Genomic DNA, 23,044 nt, shown 5'->3' with positions numbered 1-23,044 from the left:
GGCACCAGGCCGGCGCAGCTCCCGACTTCGCCACGCCTCGCCCGGGTCTCCCGCTGATCGCACCGGCCCATTACGCTGCACTCATCCGATGATCGACCTCTAGGAGCCGCGATGCGTGTCGCCCTCTTCCTGACCTGCGTCAACGACACGCTCTATCCGGACACCGGCCGCGCCGTGGTGAAACTCCTGACCAGGCTGGGCGTCGAGGTCGATTTCCCGATGGCGCAGACCTGCTGCGGACAGGCCCACTACAACACCGGCTACCGCCATGAGGCCGAGCCGCTGGCCCGGCATTTCTCCGATGTCTTCGGCGAGTACGAGGCGATCGTGACCCCGTCCGGGTCCTGCGGGGCGATGGTGCGGGAGCTGTATCCGCAGATGGGCGAACGGGCGCGGGCCGAGGGACGCGGGAGCGGGCTGGCGGCGGCGCTGGCGCCGGTGGTGCCGAAGACGTACGAGCTGACGGAGTTTCTGGTGGACGTCCTGGGGGTGACGGACGTCGGGGCATATTATCCGCACTATGTCACATACCACCCGACCTGCCACGGGCTGCGGAGCCTGGGCCTCGCCGACCGCCCCCGCCGTCTCCTCCAGGCCGTCAAGGGCCTGGAGCTGGTGGAGCTGCCGGGCGCCGAGGAGTGCTGCGGGTTCGGCGGCACGTTCGCGGTGAAGAACCCCGACGTCTCGGCGGCGATGGGCACCGACAAGGTGCGCAACGCCGAGTCGACCGGCGCTCAGGTGCTGTGCGCGGCCGACAACTCCTGCCTGATGCACATCGGCGGCACCATGACCCGGCTCGGCAGCGGGATGCGGCCGGTGCACATCGCGGAGATCCTGGCGAGCACGGAGGAGGAGCCGGCCGTATGAGCGGGACGTTCGTAGGGATGCCTGTGTTTCCCCCACCCACCCACCCGGCCTTCCCGAAAGCCGCGCACGAGGCCGTCAACAACCCCACCCTGCGCGGGAATCTGCGCCACGCCACACACACCATCCGCGCCAAGCGGGCCAAAGCGGTCGCCGAGGTGTCCGACTGGGCCGCGCTGCGCGAGGCCGGCAAACGGATCAAGGACCACACGCTCCTGCATCTCGACCGTTATCTGGTCCAGTTGGAGGAGGCCGTGACGGCGGCGGGCGGTACGGTCCACTGGGCCGCCGACGCCGACGAGGCGAACCGGATCGTCGCCGGGCTGGTCAAGGAGACCGGTGAGTCGGAGGTCGTGAAGGTCAAGTCGATGGCCACGCAGGAGATCGGGCTGAACGAGGCGCTGGAGGCCGAGGGCATCCGGGCCTACGAGACCGATCTCGCCGAGCTGATCGTGCAGTTGGGCCATGACCGGCCCTCGCACATCCTCGTCCCCGCCATCCACCGCAACCGGGGCGAGATCAGGGACATCTTCCGCAAGGAGATGGGTGAGTGGGGGCGCCCCGCACCCGAGGGCCTCACCGACACCCCGGCCGAACTCGCCGAGGCGGCCCGGCTCCACCTCCGTGAGAAGTTCCTGCGTGCGAAGGTCGGCATCTCCGGCGCCAACTTCATGGTCGCCGAGACCGGCACCCTGGTCGTCGTCGAGTCCGAGGGCAACGGGCGGATGTGCCTCACCCTCCCCGAGACGCTGATCTCGGTCGTCGGCATCGAGAAGATCGTGCCGACCTGGCAGGACCTGGAGGTCTTCCTGCAGACCCTCCCCCGCTCCTCCACCGCCGAGCGCATGAACCCGTACACCTCGACATGGACCGGCACCACCGACGGCGACGGACCGCAGACCTTCCACCTGGTGCTCCTGGACAACGGCCGCAGCGACACCCTCGCCGACGAGGTCGGCCGCCAGGCCCTGCGCTGCATCCGCTGCTCGGCCTGCCTCAACGTCTGCCCGGTGTACGAGCGGGCGGGCGGCCACGCCTACGGCTCGGTCTACCCGGGCCCGATCGGCGCCATCCTCAGCCCCCAGCTGAGGGGCACCGCGAGCGAGATCGACGCCTCCCTGCCGTACGCCTCGTCACTGTGCGGGGCCTGCTACGAGGTCTGCCCGGTCGCCATCGACATCCCCGAGGTACTGGTGCACCTGCGCGAGCGCGTCGTGGAGGGCGGCGAGGCGGTCCGGGGCGGCAACAAGGTGCTGCTCAAGCCGGCCAAGGGGCACGCGGCCGAGCGGGCGGCGATGCGGGCGGCCCGCTGGGCGTTCTCCCACCCGGCTGCCCTGCGCACCGGCCAGCGGCTCGCCTCCCGCAGCCGCCGGCTGCATCCCCGCACGCTGCCGGGCCCCGGCAGGGCGTGGAGCGGGACCCGGGACCTGCCCGTCGTACCGGCGGAGCCGTTCCGGGACTGGTGGCAGCGGACCGGCGGCGGAAAGGACGGAGCCAAGTGAGCAGCAGGGAGCGGATTCTCGGCCGGGTGCGGCGGGCGCTGGCCGAGGTGCGGGACGAGGACGCGCCCGTCGAGCGGGGGTATCTGCGCGAGCACGGTGCGCGGAGCGTCGCGGAGACGGTGGATCTGCTGGCCGAGAACCTGGCGGACTACCGGGCGGTCGTGCACCGCTGCACGGCGGACGAACTGGCCGCCACGCTCGGGCGGTTGGTCGGCGAGCGCGGTTCGACGGCAGTGGCGGTGCCCACGGGGCTCCCCCCGGAGTGGCTCACGGCGACCGGGGCCGAGCAGGTCGCGGACAGCGCCGAGAGCACCCCGTACGAACTCGACCGGGTCGGCAGCGTGGTCACCGGCTGTGCGGTGGCGATCGCCGAGACCGGGACGATCGTGCTGGACGGCGGCCCGGACCAGGGCCGCCGCCGGATCACCCTGATCCCCGATCACCACATCTGTGTCGTACGGGTCCCGGAGCAGGTCGTCTCCTCCGTGCCCCAGGCTCTCGAACGACTCGATCCGGCCCGCCCGTTGACCTGGATCTCCGGCCCTTCGGCCACCAGCGACATCGAGCTGGACCGGGTCGAGGGGGTGCACGGTCCGCGCACCCTGGAGGTGGTGCTCGTCGGCGGCGACCGGCCGAGCGCCGAGCTCAACACGGGCGATTCGTGACGGGCGCGGTTAACGTGAGGGAATGATCCGGTTCGAGCAGGTCACCAAGCGGTACGCGGACGGGACGACCGCGGTGGACGGCCTCTCCTTCGAGGTGGCCGAGGGTGAACTCGTCACGCTCGTCGGCCCCTCCGGCTGCGGCAAGACCACGACGATGATGATGGTGAACCGGCTCATCGAACCGACCTCGGGCCGGATCCTCGTCGACGGCGAGGACGTCGCGGGCGTCGACCCGGTGCGGCTGCGGCGCCGGATCGGCTATGTCATCCAGCAGGTGGGCCTGTTCCCGCACCGCACGGTCCTCGACAACACCGCGACCGTCCCGGCCCTGCTCGGCTGGAAACGGGCCGCGGCCCGGGCTCGGGCCGCCGAACTCCTCGACCTCGTCGGCCTGGACCCGGGGACGTACGGGCCGCGCTACCCGGACCAGCTCTCCGGCGGCCAGCGGCAGCGCGTCGGCGTGGCCCGGGCGCTCGCCGCCGATCCCCCGGTGCTGCTGATGGACGAGCCGTTCGGCGCGGTCGACCCGGTGGTGCGGGAGCAGTTGCAGGACGAGTTCCTCCGGATGCAGGCCGCCGTGCGCAAGACCGTGCTGCTGGTCACCCATGACATCGAGGAGGCGGTGCGGCTCGGCGACCGGATCGCGGTGTACGGGCAGGGGCGGATCGAGCAGTTCGACACGCCGGGGGCGGTGCTGGGCAGGCCGGCCACACCGTACGTGGCCGGGTTCGTGGGCACGGACCGCGGGCTGAAGCGGCTATCGGTGACCGACGTCGAGCCGGACGACCTGGAGCAGCCGCCGGTCGCCCGCCTGGACGAGTCCGCCGAGAGCGCGGCGGAGCGGCTGCGGGCGGAGGGCGCCCGCTGGGCGGTGGTCCTCGACACGCACGGCGACCTGCACGGCTGGGTGGGCCGGGACGAGCTGGCGGCGGGCGGCACGATCGGCGGACTCGCCCACCGGATGACCGCGTGGGTACCGGTGGGCGCCCCGCTGAAGCAGGCGTTCGGGGTGATGCTCCAGTACGACGCCGGGTGGGTCGCGGTGCTGGACGGTTCGCGCTTCCTCGGCGTGCTGACCCCGGCCAAGCTGCACGAGGCGCTGCGCCGCTCGGTGGACGCGGACGCGCGGGGCGTCTCGCGAGGGCAGGTGCCGTTCGAGTCGGTCTCCGACGCCTGACCGATGGGGCCCGGTGCTCGTCAGCAGTACGTCATCGGGCAGCCGCGGCGCAGCGAGTGCTGGGCGGCCGGCAGGTACAGCGCGACGTAGAAGGCGGCGTCCAGGTCCTCGCCCCAAGGGCCCGGGTGGGCGGCAGCCACGTCCTTCGCCGGGCCGTCCAGGAACCACATCGTCAGGTCGAGGTTGTCGCAGGCCTCCGGTATCCGGTGGACGGGAAGCCCGATCGCCGCCGCCAGCCGCTGTGCCAGGGCGAGCACCTCGGGTGCGCCGGCGACCACCGTCTCGTCGGTGTAGGCGGATGCGAGGGGCAGCCGGATCTCCTCGTCGAGCGAGAAGGGCACCAGTACCGACCAGCCCAGCAGCAGCTCCCTCTCCTCCGGCGACAGCTGCTCCCGGCACAGGGTGTCGAACCCGTCCATGGCCGGCACCAGCTTCTCCTCGAACGACAGCCCGGAGCCGCGGACGAACGCGGCCGCCTCGGGCACCGATTCGTACGGCGCCAGCCCGCGCCGTCGCAGCTCCTCGTCGAGGGCCGCGGCGAGGGTGCCCTTGCCGCCCTCGTCCTCGTCACCCTCGCCCCCGTCGAGCCACTCCTGCGCGCCGACACTCACCAGATAGATCCCCATGCCCCGAACGTACCGCCCGCCACTGACAACGGGCCCGGCCGTGACGTCACCTGCCGTCACTTCAGCAGGCCCTTGTCCCGCAGACAGGTCCCGGCCACGTCCTGGGCCAGCCGCCGCCAGCTGTCGACCTGCTGGTTCATCGAGGCCAGGTCGGCGGTTGTCAGGACCTCGTTGAGCTTGCCGAGTGTCTTGATGACCCGCTCGCTGCCGGCCCGGGCGCGGTTGACGACCGGGACGACGTAGTCGGCGTTCTGCAGATGCCTGTCGTCGGCGAGGAGGACCAGCCCGAACTGGTCGAGCGTGGCGTCGGTGGTCGTGGTCAGCACCATCTGGTCCTGCCCGCTCTGCACGGCCCGCTTCGCCTGGGTGGTGCCGACGCCCTTGGGATCGATGCCGGTGATGTCGATGCCGTAGACCTTCTTCAGCCCCGGCTCGCAGTACGGCCGTTGCACGCATTCGTCGCCCGCGGCGAGCCGCACCTTCAGTCCCGAGGCACCGAGGTCGCTGAGCGTTCTGAGGTGGTGCTGCCGGGCGTAGGCGGCGGTGACCGCGAAGGCGTTCTGGTCCACCGCCCGCCCCGGGTCGAGGACGGTGAGGCCACGGGGTGTGGCGAGGCGGCGCAGTGCCCTCATCGTGGTGGCGAGGTCGGGCGAGCCCACGGGTGGCGCGTCGGGGCCGTTGGTCTTGGCGTTGAGCCAGTCGGCGAAGGTGGCCGCGTATTCGGGGACGACGTCGATCTGCCCGGACTCCAGGGCGGGTTCGTAGAGTTCGCGGTTGGCGACGGTGATCAGGGAGGTCTTGTATCCGGCCTGGTTCAGGAGCTGGGCGTACATCTGGGCGAGCAGGTCGCTCTCGGTGAAGCCGGCGGAGCCGATGGTCAGGTGCCTGCTGTCGCCCGGGGGTGCGGTGACCGCGCCGCGGTTCTCCAGGGAGGGGCCTGTGGTGCAGGCGGCGAGGGTGAGGAGCACCGCACCGGCCGCCGTACGGAGTCTCATCGTGAGCCCCGCAGCCGGACCGGGGCGAGCCGCTCGGCGAGTTCGAAGACGCCCTCGACGATCAGGGCGAACACGGCGACCAGGATCGCTCCGGCGACCACCATGGGCGTGCTGGCCAGGTTGAAGCCGGCGGTGATGATCCGGCCGAGTCCGCCGCCGCCGGCGAGCGCGGCGATGGTGGCGGTGGCGACGAGCTGGACGGCGGCGATCCGCACTCCGGTGAGGACCATGGGGAGCGAAAGGGGCAGTTCCACGTGAAACAGCATCTGTCGCCCGGTCATCCCCATCCCCCGGGCGGCCTGCACGATGCTCCGGTCGACCTCGCGCATGCCGACGTAGGCGTTGGTGAGCAGGGGCGGTACGGCGAACAGCACCAGGGCGACCACGCTGGGGCCCTCGCCCCAGCTGCCGATCGGGGTGAGAAGGAGCAGCACCAGGACGGCGAAGGCGGGGACGGCCCGGCCGGCGTTGGAGATGTTCACGGCGAGCGCGCCGCCCTTGCCGAGGTGGCCGAGGACCAGTGCGACCGGGAGTGCGATCAGGCAGCTGATGACGAGGCAGACGACGGTGAGGACGAGGTGCTGGAGGAGCCGGTGCCCGATGCCGTCGTCGCCGGCCCAGTGCGCGGAGTCGGTGAGCCAGGCCCAGGCGTCGGTGAGCGTCCTCACGCGCGGGCCGCCCGGGTCCACGGGGTGAGCAGCCGCTGCACTCCGAGCAGCAGCAGGTCGGCGGCGACGGCGATCAGCACGCAGAGCACGGAGGCGGTCAGCACCTGGGCCTTGAAGTAGGTGTTCATGCCGGCGTAGATCAGGTTGCCGAGTCCGCCGAAGCCGACGATCGCGCCGACGGTGACCAGGGAGACCGCGGAGACGGTGGCGATGCGCAGGCCGGCCATCGCGGCGGGCAGGGCGAGGGGCAGTTCGACGGTGAGCAGGAGGCGGATCGGGCCGTAGCCCAGGCCGCGGGCGGCCTGCCGGGTCTCCTCGGGGACGGCGCGCAGGCCCGCGAGGATGTTGCGGACGAGCAGGGTCAGCGAGTAGAGCACCAGGCCGGCGACGACGAGGGTGGCCGAGAGGCCGTACAGGGGCAGGAGCAGGGAGAACATCGCCAGGGAGGGGATGGTGTAGAGGATGGTCGTGACCCCGAGGACGGGGGCGGCCGACCAGCGCCGGCGGCGGGCGAGTACGGCCAGCGGCACGGCGATGACGAGTCCGACGAGCACCGAGACCGCGGTGAGCCGGAGGTGCTGGCCGACGGCGTCGAGGAGGATCTGACGGCGGCTGGTCAGATAGGCGCCGCAGATCCACTCGTTGCGCGCGAGGCAGTCGTTCGGGGGCGCGGTCACGCCTCCATTGCATCGGGTGGGCGACCGGCCCGGCGCGTTGTGGTGATCCGTCCGGGCGGCTACTTCAGGCCGGCCGCGTCCAGCAGTGTGGTCACCGTCCGGGTGACCAGCCCGTCGTCGAGGTGCTCGATGTGAGCACCGGCCCGGGCGCTGGCCCCGTCGAAGATCAGCATGAGCTGCCGGGCGAGCAGGGCCGGATCCGCCGCACCGCCCTGTTCGGCCTGCTCCTCGAAGTACCCCTGCAGCAGTTCCTTGGCGGCTCGGGCCACTACGCTCGCGGGATGCTCGCCGTCCTTCAGTTCGACCAGGACGGCGAGGTACGGGCAGCCGCAGTAGCCGGGGGCCGCCGCGTTCTCCTCCACCCGCCGGAACACGTACCCGATCCGTTCACGAGGGGTGGCCGTCTCGCTGTCCGGGGACCTGAGCTGGGCCTCGTACCAGGGCCTGCGCCGCTCCAGACTGGCGGCCAGCACCTCGTCCTTGCTGTCGAAGAGCTGGTACATCGACCGCTTCGAGACCCCCGCGGACCTGCACAGCGCCTCGACGCCGATGGAGACGCCGTCGCGGTAGAAGAGCTCGGCGGCGGCGTCGAGCAGGCGGTCGCGGGGGGACGCCTTGTCTGTGGTGGCCATACGGCCGAGGTTACCGCGCGGGGCACTGTGAGGAAACCGATCGGTATACAGGGTGGCCCAGGCGGTGAACAAGCGCTTAGATAGGAACCCGGACCTGTTCCCTGCGTACGTTCTGCCTGCGTGCGTTCCCCGACCCTGATCAGCCGGAGGCCCCGTTGTTCACATCCGTCGACGACGTCTCCGCCCGCCTCGCGGAGACCGGCTACCTCGCCTCCCCCGCCGTCGCCACCACCGTCTTCCTGGCCGACCGGCTCGGCAAGCCGCTCCTCGTCGAGGGCCCCGCCGGAGTCGGCAAGACCGAGCTGGCCAAGGCCGTGGCCGCGGTGGCCGGGGCCCGGCTGGTGCGACTGCAGTGCTACGAGGGCGTGGACGAGTCCCGGGCCCTGTACGAGTGGAACCACGCCAAGCAGCTGCTGCGGATCAGCGCCGGCCGGGACGAGAGCTGGGACGAGGCCCGCACCGACATCTTCAGCGAGGAGTTCCTGCTCCCCCGCCCGCTGCTCACCGCGATCCGGGGCGACGACCCGAAGGTGCTGCTGATCGACGAGACCGACAAGGCCGACGTCGAGGTGGAGGGCCTGCTCCTGGAGGTGCTCAGCGACTTCCAGGTGACGGTCCCCGAACTGGGCACGGTCACCGCGACCCGCCGCCCGTTCGTCGTGCTCACCTCCAACGCCAGCCGTGAGCTGTCCGAGGCGCTGCGCCGCCGCTGCCTGTTCCTGCACATCGGCTTCCCGGACGAGGAGCTGGAGCGCCGGATCGTACGGCTGAAGGTGCCGGAGCTCACCGAGGCGCTCACCGAGTCCGTGGTCCGGGTGGTCGGGGCGCTGCGAGCGATGGACCTGCGCAAGGTGCCCTCGGTGGCGGAGACGATCGACTGGGCGCGCACCCTGCTGGCCCTGGGCGCCGACACGCTGGACGAGCAGGTCGTACGGGATTCCCTGGGCGTGATCCTCAAGCACCAGGACGACATCCAGAAGGCGGCCGCCAAGCTGGACCTGGACGCGCTGTGAGCACACCGGCCGGCGCACCGGCCGACGCTCCGGCCGACCTCGCCGACCGGCTGACGGGTCTGGCCGGCGCGCTGCGCGCGCACGGGGTGCGGATCGGCACCGGGGAGACCGTGGACGCGGGCCGGGCGGTGGCGGCGCTGGGTCTGGCGGACCGGGAGCTGCTGCGCGAGGGGCTGGCCGCGACCCTGCTGCACGGCACCGGCCAACGGGCCGTGTTCGACCAGGTCTTCGACCTCTACTTCCCGCGCGGGGTGGGCGGCCCCGGCGGTGCCTCCGGCGCCGGGTCCGCCGACCGGGAGGAGCTGCGGGAGCGGCTCGCGGCCGCGCTGGCGGACGACGACACCGCGCTGCTACGCCAGTTGGCGGCCGAGGCCGTGGACGGCCTGGGCGGATACGGGAGTTCGCCGGGCTCGGACGGCTGGTCGTCGTACCAGACCCTGGACCGGCTGCGGCCGCAGACGCTGCTCGCGCGGGTGCGGGCGGACGTCCGGGCGCGGGGCGGCGGCACGGGGTTCGCGGACCGGCTGCTCGACGACGAGATCCGGCGGCGGATCGAGGCCTTCCGGGGCATGGTCGCGGCGGAGGCCCGGCGGCGGGTGGCCGAGCGGCGCGGACGGGACCGGATCGCCCGGCGTGCGGTGGCACCGAGCGCCGACCGGGTGGACTTCCTGTCCGCCGGGCGGGAACAGCTGACCGAGTTGCGCAGGACCGTACAACCGCTGGCGCGGAAGCTGGCCACCCGGCTGGCCGCGCGCCGCCGCCGGGCTGCGCGGGGCTCCATCGACCTGCGGCGCACCCTGCGCGGCTCGCTGTCGACGGGCGGGGTGCCGATGCGGCCGGTACTGCGGCGGCGCCGGCCGGTCCGCCCCGAGCTGGTGCTGCTGTGCGATGTCTCCGGCTCGGTGTCGGGGTTCTCCGACTTCACGATGCTGCTGGTGCAGGCGCTCCACGACCAGTTCAGCAAGGTCCGGGTCTTCGCGTTCGTCAACCGGATCGACGAGGTGACCGGCCTCCTGGAGCACGGCCGGGCCGATCCGGAGGGGCTCGGCGCCCGGATCCGCGCCGAGGCGACACTCACCGGCTGGCACGGCAGCAGCGACTACGGCGTCGCGCTCGGCGAGTTCGCGGAGCGGTACGGCGCCGCGGTGGGGCCGCGCACCACGGTGTTCGTGCTCGGCGACGCCCGCACCAACAACCTCGACCCGAACCTCGCCGCCGTCCGCCGGATCGCCGGACAGGCGCGGCGCGTCTACTGGCTGAACCCCGAGCCGCTCTCCCTGTGGGGCACCGGCGACTCGGCCGCGCCGGACTACGCGGAACTGGTGGAGATGCACGAGTGCCGCACCGCCCGCCAGCTCGGCGGGCTGATCGCGCGACTGCTGCCGGTGTGACGGTGTGACACACCGGGTGCCGTCACCTACGGAAGGTGACGGCACCCGCTGGGCACCCCAGCCCTTCCTCAGCCCTCCTCGGCCTTCGCGTAGCCCGTCGCCATGCCGCCGGCGAAGTCGTACACGATGCACTGCTCGTCCCCCACGACCCAGGCGTCGTGCCCCGCCGGAAGGACGAAGACGTCGCCGGGGCCGATCTCGCCCTCGCCGCCGTCGTCCATGACGAGGTGCATCCTGCCCTTCACCACGTAGCCGTTGTGGTGGATCATGCAGCTCTCGGTGCCCGCGATCGGCGCCACCGACTCCGACCAGCGCCAGCCCGGCTCGAAGGTGGCGATGGCGAAGTCGAGGCCGGTCATGTGCACGGCCTCCAGGTGACCGCGGGGGAAGTCGCGCCGCTCGTCCGGCTTGTCGACCGTCTTGATCTCCAGCATGACGGTGTCCTCCCTTCGAACTCCCGTCCACCACTCCATCGTCTTCCTGTCAACTCGGGAGCGCCATTCGGGACGTCGATCAGCTCCGCAGGGCGGTCACGGGCGTCGGCAGAGCGGTTACGAGCGCCGGCTCGCCGCCGGCCGCGGACTCCTGTTCGGCGCGACGGCGCACGGTGAACACCGCGCAGGCGCAGGCGTGGACGAGCGGGGCGTCGGCGAGGGCGGACACAACGCCCGTGGCAGGCAGGGGCGTTCGTGCCGCCGGGGCGGGCCGCTGTGCCGCCGATGCCGGCGGTCTTCCCCTGCCTTGTGCCATGTGACATATTACTGCCGTGAGCATGCGACTGACCTGCGACGTCGTAGTGATCGGGGCGGGCATGGCAGGCGCCGCCTGCGCCCTGTACGCGTCCCGGGCGGGTCTGGACGTCGTCGTGGTGGATCGCGGCCCGGTGGCCGGCGGCACCACCGGGGCGGGCGAGGGCAACCTGCTCGTCTCCGACAAGGAGCCGGGACCCGAGCTGGAACTCGCCCTGCTGTCCGGCCGGTTGTGGACCGGCCTGGCCGGAGAGCTGGGTGACCGGATCGAGTACGAGCCCAAGGGCGGGGTGGTCGTCGCCGCCGATCCCGAAGGCCTGGCCGCCCTGGAGAGGTTCGCGGCCGGGCAACGGGCCGCCGGGGTGACGGCGGAGAACGTCGGCGCGGATCAACTCCACGAGCTGGAACCGCACTTGGCACCCGGTCTGGCGGGCGGAGTGCGCTATCCCCAGGACGCCCAGGTGATGCCGACGCTGGCCGCCGCGCATCTGGTACGGGCCTCCGGCGCCCGTCTGTCGACCGGCCGTACGGTGACGGGGGTGCTGCGCGGCGCCAGCGGTGCCGTACGCGGTGTGCGTACCGACCACGGCGAGATCCACGCCCCGGCCGTGGTGAACGCGGCCGGGACCTGGGGCGGCGAGGTGGCCGCCCTCGCCGGTGTGCACCTGCCCGTCCTTCCCCGGCGCGGCTTCGTCCTGGTCACCGAGCCGTTGCCGCCCCGGGTACGGCACAAGGTGTACGCCGCCGACTATGTGGCCGACGTGGCCAGCGACTCGGCGACCCTGCAGACCTCTCCGGTCGTCGAGGGCACGGCGGCCGGGCCGGTCCTGATCGGCGCGAGCCGGGAACGCGTCGGCTTCGACCGGTCGTTCTCCCTGCCGCCCGTACGGGCGCTGGCGGCGGGCGCGACCCGGCTGTTCCCCTTCCTGTCCGGGGTCCGGGCGATGCGCACCTACCTGGGTTTCCGCCCGTATCTGCCCGACCGCCTCCCCGCGATCGGCCCCGACCCGCGTGTGCCGGGCCTCCTCCACGCCTGCGGGCACGAGGGCGCGGGGATCGGACTCGCCACCGGTACCGGGCAGTTGATCGCCCAGGTGCTGAGCGGCAAGAGCCCCGAGCTGGACCTGACCCCGTTCCGTCCCGAGCGTTTCGGCGAGGAGACCGTGTGAATCCCCTGAAACTGGCGCAGGCCCGGCCGGGCCCCGCCTTCACCGTCACCTTCGACGGCCGCGAGCTCGTGGCGCTGCCCGGCCGGACGGTCGCGGCCACGCTCTGGGCGTCCGGTGTCACGTCCTGGCGGACCACCCGCGGCGAGGGCCGTCCGCGCGGGGTCTTCTGCGGGATCGGCGTCTGCTACGACTGCCTGGTCACCGTCAACGGCCGCCCCAACCAACGGGCTTGCGTGGTGCCCGTGCACCCGGGCGATGCGATCCGTACGCAGCAGGGCACGGGGCACGATGACTGACGCGAGCCGGCCGGAGACGTCGCCCCGGCTCGCCGTGATCGGCGCCGGCCCGGCCGGTCTCGCCGCCACCCTGGCCGCCGCCCGGCACGGGCTGCGCGTCACCCTGGTCGACGCGGCGCCGGAGGCCGGCGGTCAGTTCTACCGGCAGCCCGCCGCCGGGCTCGGCGCCCGCCGCCCGCAGGCACTGCACCACCGGTGGCGCGACTGGGAGCGGCTGCGCGACGGCCTCGACCGGCACATCACGGCAGGCCTGGTCGTACATCTGCGGGACCATCACGTGTGGTGCGTGACGCGGCGGCGGTCCGGTTTCACCGTGCACGCGCTGCTCGGCCCCGAGCAGGAGCGGCCCGCCGAGGTGCGTGCGGACGCGGTGCTGCTCGCCACCGGCGGCTACGAGAAGGTGCTGCCGTTCCCCGGCTGGACGCTCCCCGGTGTCGTCACGGCGGGCGGCGCGCAGGCCATGCTGAAGGGCGGACTGGTGCTGCCGGGCCGTACGGCGGTCGTCGCCGGCACCGGACCACTGCTGCTGCCGGTCGCGACCGGGCTCGCGGCGGCCGGCGCCCAGGTGGCGGCCCTGGTGGACTCCGCCGACCCGCGGGCCTTCGTACGGCGCTCACCGGCGCTGGCCGCCCAGCCGGCCAAGCTCGCCGAAGGCGCGCGCCACGCGGCCCGGTTGCTGCGGCACGGGGTGCCCACCCTGGTCCACCACACTGTCGTCGAGGCACACGGCGACCAGCGGCTCGAAGCCGCCACCGTCGCCGCGCTCGACACCGCGGGCCGGGTACGGCCGGACACCCGGCGGCGCATCGGCTGCGACACCCTGGCCGTCGGGCACGGCATGCTCCCGCACACCGACCTCGCCGAGGGCCTGGGCTGCCGGATCGACGGGGTCGCGGTGCACGTGGACGACGAGCAGCGCACCGACGTGCCGGGGGTGTGGGCCGCCGGCGAGGCAACCGGCGTCGGCGGCGCGGTCCTGGCCCTCGCCGAGGGGCACATCGCGGGCCGGTCTGCTGCCGCGCGGCTGTCGGGCCGGGAGCCGGACCCGCGCGGCTGGGCGGGGGCCGACCGGGCCCGTGCGGGTCTGCGCCGGTTCGCCGCGGCGATGGACGACGCCTACGCGCCGCCCGCCCACTGGGCCGAGCAGGTCACGGACGACACGGTCGTCTGCCGCTGCGAGGAGGTCACCGGCGGGGCGGTCCGGCGGGCCGTGACCGAGCTGGGCGCCGGAGACGTACGGACCGTCAAACTGCTCACGCGGGCCGGGATGGGCTGGTGCCAGGGGCGGATGTGCGGGACGGCGGTCGCCGGGCTCGCCGGCTGCCCGGAGACCGCGGCACGCAGGCCGTTCGCCCGGCCGGTGCCGCTCGGGGTGCTCGCGCGGGCGGGCAGCGCCGACGACGAACAGTGATATGTCACATGCCACCGGGGTGGTATGTGACATGCCACCCGGATCACCCCGACCACCCCGACCACCCGAAGGAGCCCCGATGTCCACCCCGCACCCCCACCCCTGGCGAGGCGTCCTCGTAGCCACCGCCCTCCCGCTCGGCGACGACCTCTCCGTCGACTACGACAAGTACGCCGAGCACTGCGCCTGGCTGGTCGGAAACGGCTGCGACGGCGTCGTACCGAACGGCTCGCTCGGTGAGTACCAGGTGCTCACCCCCGAGGAGCGCGCCAAGGTCGTCGAGACCGCCGTGGCCGCGGTCGGCGGGGCGCGGGTCATGCCCGGGGTCGCCGCCTACGGATCGGCCGAGGCCCGCCGCTGGGCCGAGCAGGCCCGGGACGCCGGCTGCGCGGCCGTGATGCTGCTGCCGCCCAACGCCTACCGCGCCGACGAGCGTTCGGTCCTGGCGCACTACGCGGAGGTCGCCAAGGCGGGGGTGCCCGTCGTGGCGTACAACAACCCCATCGACACCAAGGTCGACCTGGTCCCGGAACTCCTCGCCAAGCTGCACGGCGAGGGGTACGTCCAGGCCGTCAAGGAGTTCTCGGGCGACGTCCGGCGCGCCTATCATCTCGCCGAACTGGCCCCGGATCTGGACCTGTTGATCGGTGCCGACGACGTGCTGCTGGAGCTGGCGATGGCGGGCGCCAAGGGCTGGGTGGCCGGTTACCCGAACGCGCTGCCGGCCGCGACGGCCGAGCTGTACCGCGCGGCGACGGGCGGCGACCTGGACACCGCCAAGCAGCTGTACGGGCAGTTGCATCCGTTGCTGCGCTGGGACTCCAGGGTCGAGTTCGTCCAGGCGATCAAGCTGTCCATGGACATCGTCGGCCGCCACGGCGGCGCCTGCCGCCCGCCGCGCGTGCCGCTGCTGCCGGAGCAGGAGGCCGCGGTCCGCGCGGCGACCGAGAAGGCCGTCGCGGCCGGACTGGCGTGACCGGCGTGACCGGCGTGACCGGCGACCGGCCCCTGACCCCCGACCCACCAGGAGCGTCATGCGCAGCAAACTCGTCCTGCACGCCGTCGACTCGCACACCGAGGGCATGCCCACCCGTGTGATCACCGGCGGGATCGGGACCATCCCCGGCGCGACCATGAACGAGCGGCGGCTGTACTTCCGTGAACACCGCGATCACATCAAGCAGTTGCTGATGAACGAGCCGCGCGGGCACTCCGCGATGAGCGGGGCGATCCTGCAGCCGCCGACCCGGCCCGACTGCGACTGGGGCGTGGTCTACATCGAGGTCTCCGGCTATCTGCCGATGTGCGGGCACGGCACGATCGGCGTGGCGACCGTGCTCGTGGAGACCGGGATGGTGGAGGTCGTCGAGCCGGTCACCACCATCCGGCTCGACACCCCGGCCGGCCTGGTCGTCGCCGAGGTGGCGGTGGAGGACGGCGCGGCGAGGAACGTCACGCTGCGGAACGTGCCGTCGTTCTCCGTCGCGCTGGACCGGAAGATCGTGCTCGCTGACGGGCGGTCAGTGACATATGACATGGCATACGGCGGCAACTTCTACGCCATCCTCCCCCTCGACGAGTTCGACCTCCCCTTCGACCGCACCCGAAAGGACGACATCCTCCGGGCGGGCCTGTCCCTCATGGAGGCGATCAACGCGGAGGCGGAGCCGGTCCACCCCGAGGATCCGTCCATCCGCGGCTGTCACCACGTCCACCTGGTCGCACCGGGCGCCACGGCCCGCCACTCCCGGCACGCGATGGCCATCCACCCCGGCTGGTTCGACCGCTCCCCCTGCGGCACCGGCACCAGCGCGCGGATGGCCCAGCTGCACGCCCGTGGCGAACTCCCCCTGGACACCGAGTTCGTGAACGAGTCGTTCATCGGCACCCGGTTCACCGGCAGGCTCCTCGGCACCACCGAGGTGGCGGGGCTCCCCGCGGTCCTGCCCAGCTTCACCGGCCGTGCCTGGATCACCGGCACCGCCCAGTATCTGCTGGACCCGGCCGACCCGTTCCCGGCCGGCTTCGTACTCTGATTCCCCCGACGACCCGCCACCCGACGCCCCTCCAGGAGTTCCGCCATGGCCGACCGGCCCAGCAGCACGCCCACCGCCGCCAAGCCCGCCATTCCGTCGCTCGGCGGCCGGAAGCCGAACTTCCGGGAGCGGGTCGTGGACGTCCTGCGTGCCGCGCTGATCGCCGGTGAGCTGCGCCCCGGCGAGGTGTACTCGGCGCCGGGGCTCGCCCCCCGCCTGGGCGTCTCCGCGACCCCGGTGCGCGAGGCCATGCTGGAACTGGTGAAGGAGGGCATGGTCGAGATCGTTCCGAACAAGGGGTTCCGGGTCACCGCCGTCTCCGAGAAGCAGCTCGACGAGTACACGCACGTCCGGTCCCTGATCGAGATTCCGACGACCGTCGCCCTCGCGGCGACCGCCGACCCGGGTGACCTGGCGGCGCTGCGCCCGGTGGCCCTGGAGATCGTCACCTCGGCCGTGAAGGGCGACCTCATCGCGTACGTCGAGGCCGACCTGGCCTTCCATCTGGGGTTGCTGGCACTGGCGGGCAACGACCATCTCGTCGAGGTGGTACGGGACTTGCGGCGCCGTTCGCGGCTGTACGGGCTGACGGCCCTGGTGGCGGCGGGTCGTCTGAAGGCCTCGGCCGAGGAGCACCTGGAGCTCCTCGACGCCCTGCTGGCCCGCGACGAGCGGGCCGTGCGCGAGATCATGACCCGCCATCTGGGCCATGTCCGCGGCCTGTGGGCGGCCCGGCAGCCCGAGCACGGCTGAGAGCTCCTGGCAACTACGTCCCGGGGCGGGCGAGTTCGATGTCGTGATCGTGGATGCCGGCGCCGGAGACGGCCGCTTCGGCGTCGCGGGTGAGGATTCGGCGTACGTCCGTCCGCCGTCAGGTCGACTCGCGCACCACCAGGCGGCACGGCACCGTGTGCACCCCGGTCTCCGGCTCCGCGTCGATGGCCTGGAGCAGCCGGAGCGCGGCGATCCGCCCGATCTCGGCCAGGTTCATGTCGACGGTGGTGAGCGGCGGCCGGCAGGCGAGGGCCATCGTGTCCCAGTTGTCGTAGCCGACCACGGCGATGTCCCCCGGCACGTCCTTGCCGCGCTCGCGCAGCGCGTCCGCGACCCCTCGGGCGATCTGGTCGTTGCCGCAGAAGACGGCGTCCGTGTCGGGCGCCGTCCGCAGCACCGCGTCGGCGGCGCGCCGCCCCCAGGCCTCGCTCCACTCCCCGAAGTGCACGCGCCCGGCGGCGAGTCGGAGGTCCGCCTCGGCCAGGTGCTCGACGGCGTGCCGGGCGCGGTCGCGGGCGGCCTGGTGGTGCTCGGGTCCGGTGACATGGGCGATGCGGGTACGACCGGTGGCGAGCAGGTGCTCGACGGCGAGGCGGGCGCCGCCGCGGTCGTCGGTGACGACGGAGGTGTCGGCGGGGTCGGTCGACGGGGAGAGGGCGTAGACGACCGGGATCGCCGGGTCGATGCCGGTCAGCGGCGGGCGGGGGTCGGTGCGGCGGCCGGCGACGATGATGCCGTCGACCCGGCGGTCGGTGAGGGTGCGCAGATGGTGCTGCTCGCGGATGGCGTCGCCGCGGGTGTCGCAGAGCAGGACGGAGATCTTCCCGGCGCCCAGCGCGTCCTCGGCACCGAGCAGGACCGGGGTGCTGAAGCGGCCGATGCCGTCCGTCGTCATCAGGCCGACCGTCCAGCTGCGGCCGCTGTGCAGGCTCTGGGCATGCTGGTTGGGCCGGAAGCCGAGCGCCTCCACCGCGTCCAGCACCCGCTGCCGGGTCTCCGGGCGCATCCGGCCTGCGCCGTTCAGCGCCTTGGACGCAGTACCGACGCTGACACCGGCGAGCGCGGCGACATCGGCGAGCCTGGCCCGGCCGGCGGGCGGAGAGGCTGGAGCAGAGGTCACGGGCAAACCTTTTCCTGGACGGGGCCTCGGTGCTGCCGCGGGCCTCCCGACGGCAGAGCCGCCCCACATCGTCGCAGCCGCCCATCCGAAGTACCACCCCCTCCGGGCAACTTGAAAAAACTACGCCGGGCGTCTTGACCCCTTTCCCTGGCTGCCCTGTACTTCTCGGCGAGAAAACGGTTGCTCAAAGCAGTTCCCCACCACTCCGTGCTCGACATTCCAAACGGCGTTCGATATTTCGAAATTCACCTCCAGGCACCCCGTCCCTCCCCACCTCGGAGAGCCATGCCCCGCACCCGCTCCGCCCTGCCCTCCCCCGCCGGCCCGGTCCGTCTCACCCCCGACGCCCGTACCGCGCTGCGCCCGGCGGCCGGCACCGTCGACGGCGGCTTCTGGCACGACCGTCGCGCGACCAACGCCCGTGTCTCCCTCCCGCAGGGCCCGGACCTGCTGGAGTCCGCCGGGAACCTGCACAACCTGCGGTTGGCGGCCCCCGCGCCGAAGGCGCTGTCGGACGCAGCGGCCGACGGCGCGTTCCAGGGCGCGTACCCGTTCGTCGACACGGACGTCTACAAGTGGCTGGAGGCGGCGTCCTGGCACCTCGCCCAGGACACCGACGAAGCACTGGCCGCGGACGTGGCACGGATCATCGGCCTGGTGGCCGCGGCCCAGCAGCCGGACGGCTATCTCAACACCTGGTTCCAGCTGGTCAAGGGCGGTGAGCGGTACCAGGACCTGCGCTGGGGGCACGAGCTGTACTGTGCCGGCCATCTGATCCAGGCCGCCGTCGCCCACCACCGCTCCACCGGCCGCCCCGAACTCCTCGCCGTGGCAAGGAAGTTCGCCGACCACATCGACTCGGTGTTCGGTCTCCCCGGCAGCGGCAGGCCCGTCGACGGCATCGACGGCCACCCGGAGGTGGAGACGGCCCTGGTGGAGCTGTACCGGGAGACCGGCGAGCGCCGGTATCTCGACCTGGCCGGCTATTTCGTCGACCGGCACGGCCACGGCCTGCTCGGCGGCGCGGCCTACTGCCAGGACCGGGTACCGGTGCGCGAGGCGACGGACGTCGAGGGGCACGCCGTACGGCAGTTGTACCTGCTGGCGGCCGCCGCCGACCTGGCGGCGGAGACCGGGGACGCCGAACTCCGGGCAGCCTGCGAGCGGTTGTGGCACGCCATGACGACCACCAAGACCCATCTCACCGGCGGTCTCGGCGCGCACCACGACCAGGAGGACTTCGGCGACCCCTACGAACTCCCCAACGAGCGCGCCTACTGCGAGACCTGCGCGGCGATCGCCTCCGTCCAGTGGAGCTGGCGCATGGCCCTGCTCACCGGCGAGGCCCGCTACTCCGATCTGATCGAACGCACCCTCTACAACGGCTTCCTGGCCGGGGTCTCGCTGGACGGCGAGCGCTGGTTGTACGTCAACCCGCTGCAGGTCCGCGACGGCCACACCGACACCGGTGGCGACCAGTCGGCCCGCCGCACCCGCTGGTTCCGCTGTGCCTGCTGCCCGCCCAATGTGATGCGGCTGCTGGCGAGTCTGGAGCACTATCTGGCGTCGAGCGACGAACAGGGCCTGCAGATCCACCAGTTCGTCACCGGGACGTACGCGACCGAGCGGGTCCGGGTGCGCGCCGAGACGGACTATCCCTGGCACGGCACGATCGCGTTCACCGTCGAGGAGACCCCGTCCGACGGCCCCTGGACGCTGTCGCTGCGCATCCCGCAGTGGTGCCGGGAGTTCCGGGTGCGGTGCGGGGAGGAGACGTACGACCCCGCGGCGGACGACGGCTGGCTGCGGCTGTCGCGTACCTGGGCGCCGGGCGACCGGGTGGTCCTGGAACTCTCCATGGAACCCCGGCTCACCGCCGCCGACCCGCGCGTGGACGCGGTACGCGGCTGTGTGGCGATCGAGCGCGGGCCGCTCGTGCACTGCCTGGAGCAGGTCGACCATCCGGGCGGCGGCCTTGACGACATCGTTCTCGACCCGTCCCGTCCGCTCGCCGTGAAGCACCGCCCGGACCTGCTCGGCGGTGTCACCACCGTGGTGGCCGCGGGCCGGCGGCGCCGCATCCCCGGCGGGGGCTGGTGGCCGTACGCCCCCGCCCACGGCGTTTCTCCGGAACCCGGCGGCGAGCCGGTCGAGTTGACCGCGATCCCGTACCACGTCTGGGCCAACCGCGAGGACGGCAGCATGCGCGTCTGGCTCCCCACCTCCTGAGACACCCCGTCCTACGACAACGAGGTCACCCCGTGAAACCCACCCGCCGTACCCTCATGGCCGTCGCCACGGCCACCCTTCTCCCGCTCACCGCCTGCGGTGGCGGTTCCGGCTCCTCGGGATCGTCGTCCTCGGCCGGCGGGACGTACACCTTCTGGGACCCGTACCCGCAGTTCGACGCCTCCTCGGACTGGGGCAGGCGGGTCACCGCGTGCGGCAGCGCGGCCGGGGCGAAGCTCAAGCGGACCTCGTACGACACCACCGACCTGGGCAACAAGGCGCTGCTGGCCGCGCAGCAGGGAAACGCGCCGGACGTGATGCTGGTCGACAACCCGGTGGTCTCCACGCTGGTGGAGGCGGGGATCCTCAACAAGACCGGCGACCTCGGCCTCGACACCTCGTCGATCCAGCAGAACATCATCGGCGCCGGCACGATCGACGGCGCCTCCTACGGCGTCCCGATCGGCGCCAACACCCTCGCGCTCTACTACAACAAGAAGGTCCTCTCCGCGGCCGGCGTCGACCCGGCCTCCGTCAAGGACTGGGTGTCGCTCACGGCCGCGCTGAAAAAGGTCAAGGCGGCCGGGAAGAAGGGGATCACCTTCTCGGCGATCAACACCGAGGAGGGCAGCTTCCAGTTCCTGCCGTGGTTCTGGGGCGCGGGCGGCGACCTGACAAAGCTCGACTCTGCCAAGGGAGTTGCCGCGCTGTCGCTGTGGAAGCAGTGGGTGGACGCGGGGTACGCGCCGAAGGACGTGCTGCAGAACACCCAGACCACCAGCTGGCAGGAGTTCGCGACCGGGGACTACGCGTTCGGCGAGAACGGCACCTGGCAGCTCGGCAACGCCGACAAGGCCGGGTTCCCGTACGGGGTCGTCAACATCCCCGGACAGAACGGCGGTTCGGCGCCGGTGCCGACGGGCGGCGAGTTCGTGACCGTGCCCGTGCAGAAGGACTCCTCGCGGTACGACGTCAGCAAGAAGATCGTCGGCTGTCTGACCAGCTCCACCAACCTGCTGGCCACCGACACCACGCTGATGTACGTGGCGCCGACCGCTGCGGTGCAGACCGAACAGGTCGCGAAGAACGCGGAGTTGAAGCCGTGGGTGGCGGCGGTCGCGGCGGCGCGGGGCCGGACCAGCGGCGGTCTCGGCACCAAGTACCCGACCATCTCGCAGCCCCTGTGGACGGCCGTCCAGGCGGCGCTCTCCGGTGGCAAGAGCCCGCAGGACGCGCTGGCGGCCGCCCAGTCCAGCGCGCAGAAGGGCTAGGTCCGGCATGACCGTCGCCCGGGTCGACCGTCCGCGGCGAGCACCGGCCGCCGCGGCGCGGGCGAGCGGCAGCGGCGCCCGCTCCCTGCGCCGCAGGCGGCGGCTGACCGCGCTCGCCTTCCTGACCCCTCTGCTCGCCTACCTCGCCGCCTTCTACGTCTATCCGCTCTACCGCAACCTCGATCTGAGCCTGCGCGACTACACCGTGCGCTCCTTCGTGGCGGGCGACGCGCCGTTCTCCGGCTGGGACAACTTCCGCACGGTGCTGGACGATCCGACGTTCGGGCCGGCGATGCGGCACACCATGGTCTTCACCTTCGTGTCGATCGCCTTCCAGTACGTGATCGGGCTCGCCCTCGCGGTCTTCTTCAACCGGCACTTCCGGCTGTCGACCGTGCTGCGGGCGCTGTTCCTGATCCCCTGGCTGCTGCCGCTGATCGTGTCGGCGTCGACCTGGTCGTGGATGTTCAACAGCGAGTCGGGGGTGGTGAACTACTTCCTGCACTTCTTCGGCGTGGCACCCGTCGGCTGGCTGACCGCACCGGACTGGGCGCTCGTGTCGGTGATCATCGCCAACATCTGGATCGGCATCCCCTTCAACCTGGTCATCCTGTACAGCGGCCTGCAGAACATCCCGGGCGAGCTGTACGAGGCGGCGGCCCTGGACGGGGCGGGCGCCTGGCAGCAGTTCCGCCGGATCACCTTCCCGCTGCTGCGCCCGGTGTCGGCGATCACCCTGCTGCTGGGGCTCGTCTACACCCTCAAGGTGTTCGACCTGATCTGGATCATGACCAAGGGCGGTCCCGGCGACGCCTCCTCCACCCTGGCCACCTGGTCGTACCAGCTGGGCTTCGGCACGCTGCTGCCCAGGTTCGGTCCCGGTGCCGCCGTCGGCAACATCCTGATCCTCATCGCCCTGGTCTTCGGCCTCCTCCACATCCGCGTCCAGAGGAGGCAGGAAGCGTGAAGTCGCGCGGCTACACCGTGATCGGCCTCTGCCTCACCGCGCTGATGCTGTTCCCGGTGTACTGGATGCTCAACGTGTCCCTCACCCCGCAGCAGGACATGCGCAAGGACCCGCCCGACCTGCTCCCGCTGCACCCGACCTTCGAGGGCTACCGGGCGGTTCTCGACGACCAACTCCCCTACCTGGGCACCAGTCTGCTGATCGGGATCGGCACGGTCGCCCTCACTCTCCTGATCGCCGCCCCGGCCGGCTACGCACTGGCGAGACTGCGGCCACGCGGCGGCGGTGCGCTCGAACTGGCCCTCCTCATCGCGCAGATGATCCCCGGGATCGTCATGGCGATGGGCTTCTACGGCATCTTCCTGGACCTGAGTCTGCTCAACTCCTGGTGGGGACTGATCGTCGCGGACTCCACCATCGCCGTGCCCTTCGGCGTCATGATCTTCACCGCGTTCATGTCGGGCATCCCCGGCGAGCTCCTCTCGGCCGCCCGGATCGACGGCGCCGGAACCTGGCGCACCTTCCGGTCGGTCGTCCTCCCGCTGAGCCGCAACGCGATCGTCACCGTCTCGCTGTTCGGCTTCCTGTGGGCCTGGTCCGACTTCGTCTTCGCCAACACCCTGGACGGCGGCGGCAGTTGGAAGCCGATCACGCTCGGCATCTACAAGTACATCGGCAACAACAACCAGGAGTGGAACGCGATCATGGCCACCGCCGTCGTCGCGTCGGTCCCCGCGGCCGTCCTCCTGGTCCTCGCCCAGCGCTACGTGGCCGCGGGCGTGACCGCGGGCGCGGTGAAGGACTGACGCCCC

General features: G+C 72.3%; 24 protein-coding genes. 16 read left to right on the top strand and 8 right to left on the bottom strand.

Annotation, left to right across the window (positions count from 1 at the left end; translation table 11 throughout):
- Positions 1 to 111: 111 nt before the first annotated feature.
- Genes SSP29_RS42650 through SSP29_RS42635 form a run of 4 tightly spaced genes read left to right on the top strand, consistent with a single transcriptional unit; the run spans position 112 to position 4,208 of the window.
- On the top strand, positions 112 to 867 hold the full coding sequence (locus tag SSP29_RS42650) for a (Fe-S)-binding protein (RefSeq protein WP_089106326.1): 756 nt from the start codon (positions 112 to 114) through the stop codon (positions 865 to 867).
- Complete coding sequence (locus SSP29_RS42645; protein WP_089106325.1) at positions 864 to 2,366, top strand: LutB/LldF family L-lactate oxidation iron-sulfur protein; 1,503 nt, start codon at positions 864 to 866, stop codon at positions 2,364 to 2,366. The genes SSP29_RS42650 and SSP29_RS42645 overlap by 4 nt, the downstream gene beginning before the upstream one ends.
- Complete coding sequence (locus SSP29_RS42640) at positions 2,363 to 3,031, top strand: LutC/YkgG family protein (RefSeq protein ID WP_089106324.1); 669 nt, start codon at positions 2,363 to 2,365, stop codon at positions 3,029 to 3,031. Before SSP29_RS42645 ends, SSP29_RS42640 begins: the two co-directional genes overlap by 4 nt.
- A 22-nt stretch (positions 3,032 to 3,053) precedes the next feature.
- Positions 3,054 to 4,208 (top strand): betaine/proline/choline family ABC transporter ATP-binding protein, encoded by a 1,155-nt coding sequence (locus SSP29_RS42635; protein ID WP_089106323.1) that lies wholly within the window; start codon positions 3,054 to 3,056, stop codon positions 4,206 to 4,208.
- A 20-nt stretch (positions 4,209 to 4,228) separates the two neighbouring features.
- Here the strand turns inward: SSP29_RS42635 and SSP29_RS42630 are convergent, their stop codons facing one another.
- From SSP29_RS42630 to SSP29_RS42610, 5 genes are read right to left on the bottom strand one after another with little or no spacing between them, the layout of a single operon-like run.
- Positions 4,229 to 4,834, bottom strand: a complete 606-nt coding sequence (locus SSP29_RS42630; RefSeq protein ID WP_089106322.1) for a hypothetical protein — start codon at positions 4,832 to 4,834, stop codon at positions 4,229 to 4,231.
- A gap of 56 nt (positions 4,835 to 4,890) precedes the next feature.
- On the bottom strand, positions 4,891 to 5,829 hold the full coding sequence (locus SSP29_RS42625) for an ABC transporter substrate-binding protein (RefSeq protein WP_089106321.1): 939 nt from the start codon (positions 5,827 to 5,829) through the stop codon (positions 4,891 to 4,893).
- On the bottom strand, positions 5,826 to 6,497 hold the full coding sequence (locus tag SSP29_RS42620) for an ABC transporter permease (RefSeq protein WP_089106360.1): 672 nt from the start codon (positions 6,495 to 6,497) through the stop codon (positions 5,826 to 5,828). The genes SSP29_RS42625 and SSP29_RS42620 overlap by 4 nt, the downstream gene beginning before the upstream one ends.
- Positions 6,494 to 7,174 (bottom strand): ABC transporter permease, encoded by a 681-nt coding sequence (locus SSP29_RS42615; RefSeq protein ID WP_089106320.1) that lies wholly within the window; start codon positions 7,172 to 7,174, stop codon positions 6,494 to 6,496. The genes SSP29_RS42620 and SSP29_RS42615 overlap by 4 nt, the downstream gene beginning before the upstream one ends.
- Before the next feature lie 59 nt (positions 7,175 to 7,233).
- Positions 7,234 to 7,806 carry a TetR/AcrR family transcriptional regulator gene (locus tag SSP29_RS42610; RefSeq protein WP_089106319.1) on the bottom strand — a complete coding sequence of 191 codons (573 nt, stop codon included), beginning with the start codon at positions 7,804 to 7,806 and terminating at the stop codon, positions 7,234 to 7,236.
- Positions 7,807 to 7,961: 155 nt separating this feature from the next.
- Here SSP29_RS42610 and SSP29_RS42605 point away from each other — a divergent pair, with 155 nt between their 5' ends.
- Entirely contained in the window at positions 7,962 to 8,819 is an 858-nt protein-coding gene (locus SSP29_RS42605; RefSeq protein WP_089106318.1) for an AAA family ATPase, read from the top strand.
- Positions 8,816 to 10,210 (top strand): VWA domain-containing protein, encoded by a 1,395-nt coding sequence (locus tag SSP29_RS42600; RefSeq protein ID WP_089106317.1) that lies wholly within the window; start codon positions 8,816 to 8,818, stop codon positions 10,208 to 10,210. The genes SSP29_RS42605 and SSP29_RS42600 overlap by 4 nt, the downstream gene beginning before the upstream one ends.
- 68 nt (positions 10,211 to 10,278) lie before the next feature.
- Here the strand turns inward: SSP29_RS42600 and SSP29_RS42595 are convergent, their stop codons facing one another.
- Both SSP29_RS42595 and SSP29_RS58895 read right to left on the bottom strand, forming a co-directional pair.
- Positions 10,279 to 10,644: a cupin domain-containing protein gene (locus tag SSP29_RS42595; protein ID WP_089106316.1), complete on the bottom strand. Its 366-nt coding sequence runs from the start codon at positions 10,642 to 10,644 to the stop codon at positions 10,279 to 10,281.
- A gap of 79 nt (positions 10,645 to 10,723) precedes the next feature.
- A complete protein-coding gene (locus SSP29_RS58895) occupies positions 10,724 to 10,873 on the bottom strand; it encodes a hypothetical protein (RefSeq protein ID WP_167450134.1) in 150 nt (49 codons plus the stop codon).
- A gap of 103 nt (positions 10,874 to 10,976) precedes the next feature.
- Here SSP29_RS58895 and SSP29_RS42590 point away from each other — a divergent pair, with 103 nt between their 5' ends.
- From SSP29_RS42590 to SSP29_RS42565, 6 genes are all read left to right on the top strand, one after another.
- Positions 10,977 to 12,128, top strand: coding sequence for an NAD(P)/FAD-dependent oxidoreductase (locus tag SSP29_RS42590; protein ID WP_089106315.1), 1,152 nt, complete (start codon positions 10,977 to 10,979; stop codon positions 12,126 to 12,128).
- A complete protein-coding gene (locus SSP29_RS42585) occupies positions 12,125 to 12,424 on the top strand; it encodes a (2Fe-2S)-binding protein (protein WP_089106314.1) in 300 nt (99 codons plus the stop codon). Before SSP29_RS42590 ends, SSP29_RS42585 begins: the two co-directional genes overlap by 4 nt.
- Positions 12,417 to 13,835, top strand: a complete 1,419-nt coding sequence (locus tag SSP29_RS42580; RefSeq protein ID WP_089106313.1) for an NAD(P)/FAD-dependent oxidoreductase — start codon at positions 12,417 to 12,419, stop codon at positions 13,833 to 13,835. The genes SSP29_RS42585 and SSP29_RS42580 overlap by 8 nt, the downstream gene beginning before the upstream one ends.
- A 79-nt stretch (positions 13,836 to 13,914) precedes the next feature.
- Complete coding sequence (locus SSP29_RS42575) at positions 13,915 to 14,811, top strand: dihydrodipicolinate synthase family protein (protein ID WP_089106312.1); 897 nt, start codon at positions 13,915 to 13,917, stop codon at positions 14,809 to 14,811.
- A 58-nt stretch (positions 14,812 to 14,869) separates the two neighbouring features.
- A complete protein-coding gene (locus tag SSP29_RS42570; protein ID WP_089106311.1) occupies positions 14,870 to 15,871 on the top strand; it encodes a proline racemase family protein in 1,002 nt (333 codons plus the stop codon).
- 45 nt (positions 15,872 to 15,916) lie between these two features.
- Complete coding sequence (locus SSP29_RS42565; RefSeq protein ID WP_089106310.1) at positions 15,917 to 16,624, top strand: GntR family transcriptional regulator; 708 nt, start codon at positions 15,917 to 15,919, stop codon at positions 16,622 to 16,624.
- 118 nt (positions 16,625 to 16,742) lie between these two features.
- Here the strand turns inward: SSP29_RS42565 and SSP29_RS42560 are convergent, their stop codons facing one another.
- Positions 16,743 to 17,765 (bottom strand): LacI family DNA-binding transcriptional regulator, encoded by a 1,023-nt coding sequence (locus SSP29_RS42560; RefSeq protein ID WP_089106309.1) that lies wholly within the window; start codon positions 17,763 to 17,765, stop codon positions 16,743 to 16,745.
- A gap of 285 nt (positions 17,766 to 18,050) precedes the next feature.
- Between SSP29_RS42560 and SSP29_RS42555 the strand changes: the two genes are divergently transcribed.
- Genes SSP29_RS42555 through SSP29_RS42540 form a run of 4 tightly spaced genes read left to right on the top strand, consistent with a single transcriptional unit; the run spans position 18,051 to position 23,038 of the window.
- Complete coding sequence (locus SSP29_RS42555) at positions 18,051 to 19,994, top strand: glycoside hydrolase family 127 protein (RefSeq protein WP_089106308.1); 1,944 nt, start codon at positions 18,051 to 18,053, stop codon at positions 19,992 to 19,994.
- Between the two features lie 32 nt (positions 19,995 to 20,026).
- Entirely contained in the window at positions 20,027 to 21,265 is a 1,239-nt protein-coding gene (locus SSP29_RS42550) for a sugar ABC transporter substrate-binding protein (RefSeq protein WP_150136005.1), read from the top strand.
- 7 nt (positions 21,266 to 21,272) lie between these two features.
- Complete coding sequence (locus SSP29_RS42545) at positions 21,273 to 22,232, top strand: carbohydrate ABC transporter permease (protein ID WP_089106306.1); 960 nt, start codon at positions 21,273 to 21,275, stop codon at positions 22,230 to 22,232.
- 44 nt (positions 22,233 to 22,276) lie between these two features.
- Positions 22,277 to 23,038, top strand: coding sequence for a carbohydrate ABC transporter permease (locus SSP29_RS42540; protein WP_089106359.1), 762 nt, complete (start codon positions 22,277 to 22,279; stop codon positions 23,036 to 23,038).
- Positions 23,039 to 23,044 lie beyond the last annotated feature (6 nt).

This window comes from Streptomyces hyaluromycini (genome assembly GCF_002217755.1).
GTDB classification, from domain to species: Bacteria; Actinomycetota; Actinomycetes; order Streptomycetales; family Streptomycetaceae; genus Streptomyces; species Streptomyces hyaluromycini.
The sequence above is the reverse complement of the archived record's forward strand: the minus strand, read 5'-3'. Positions and strand labels throughout refer to the sequence as shown.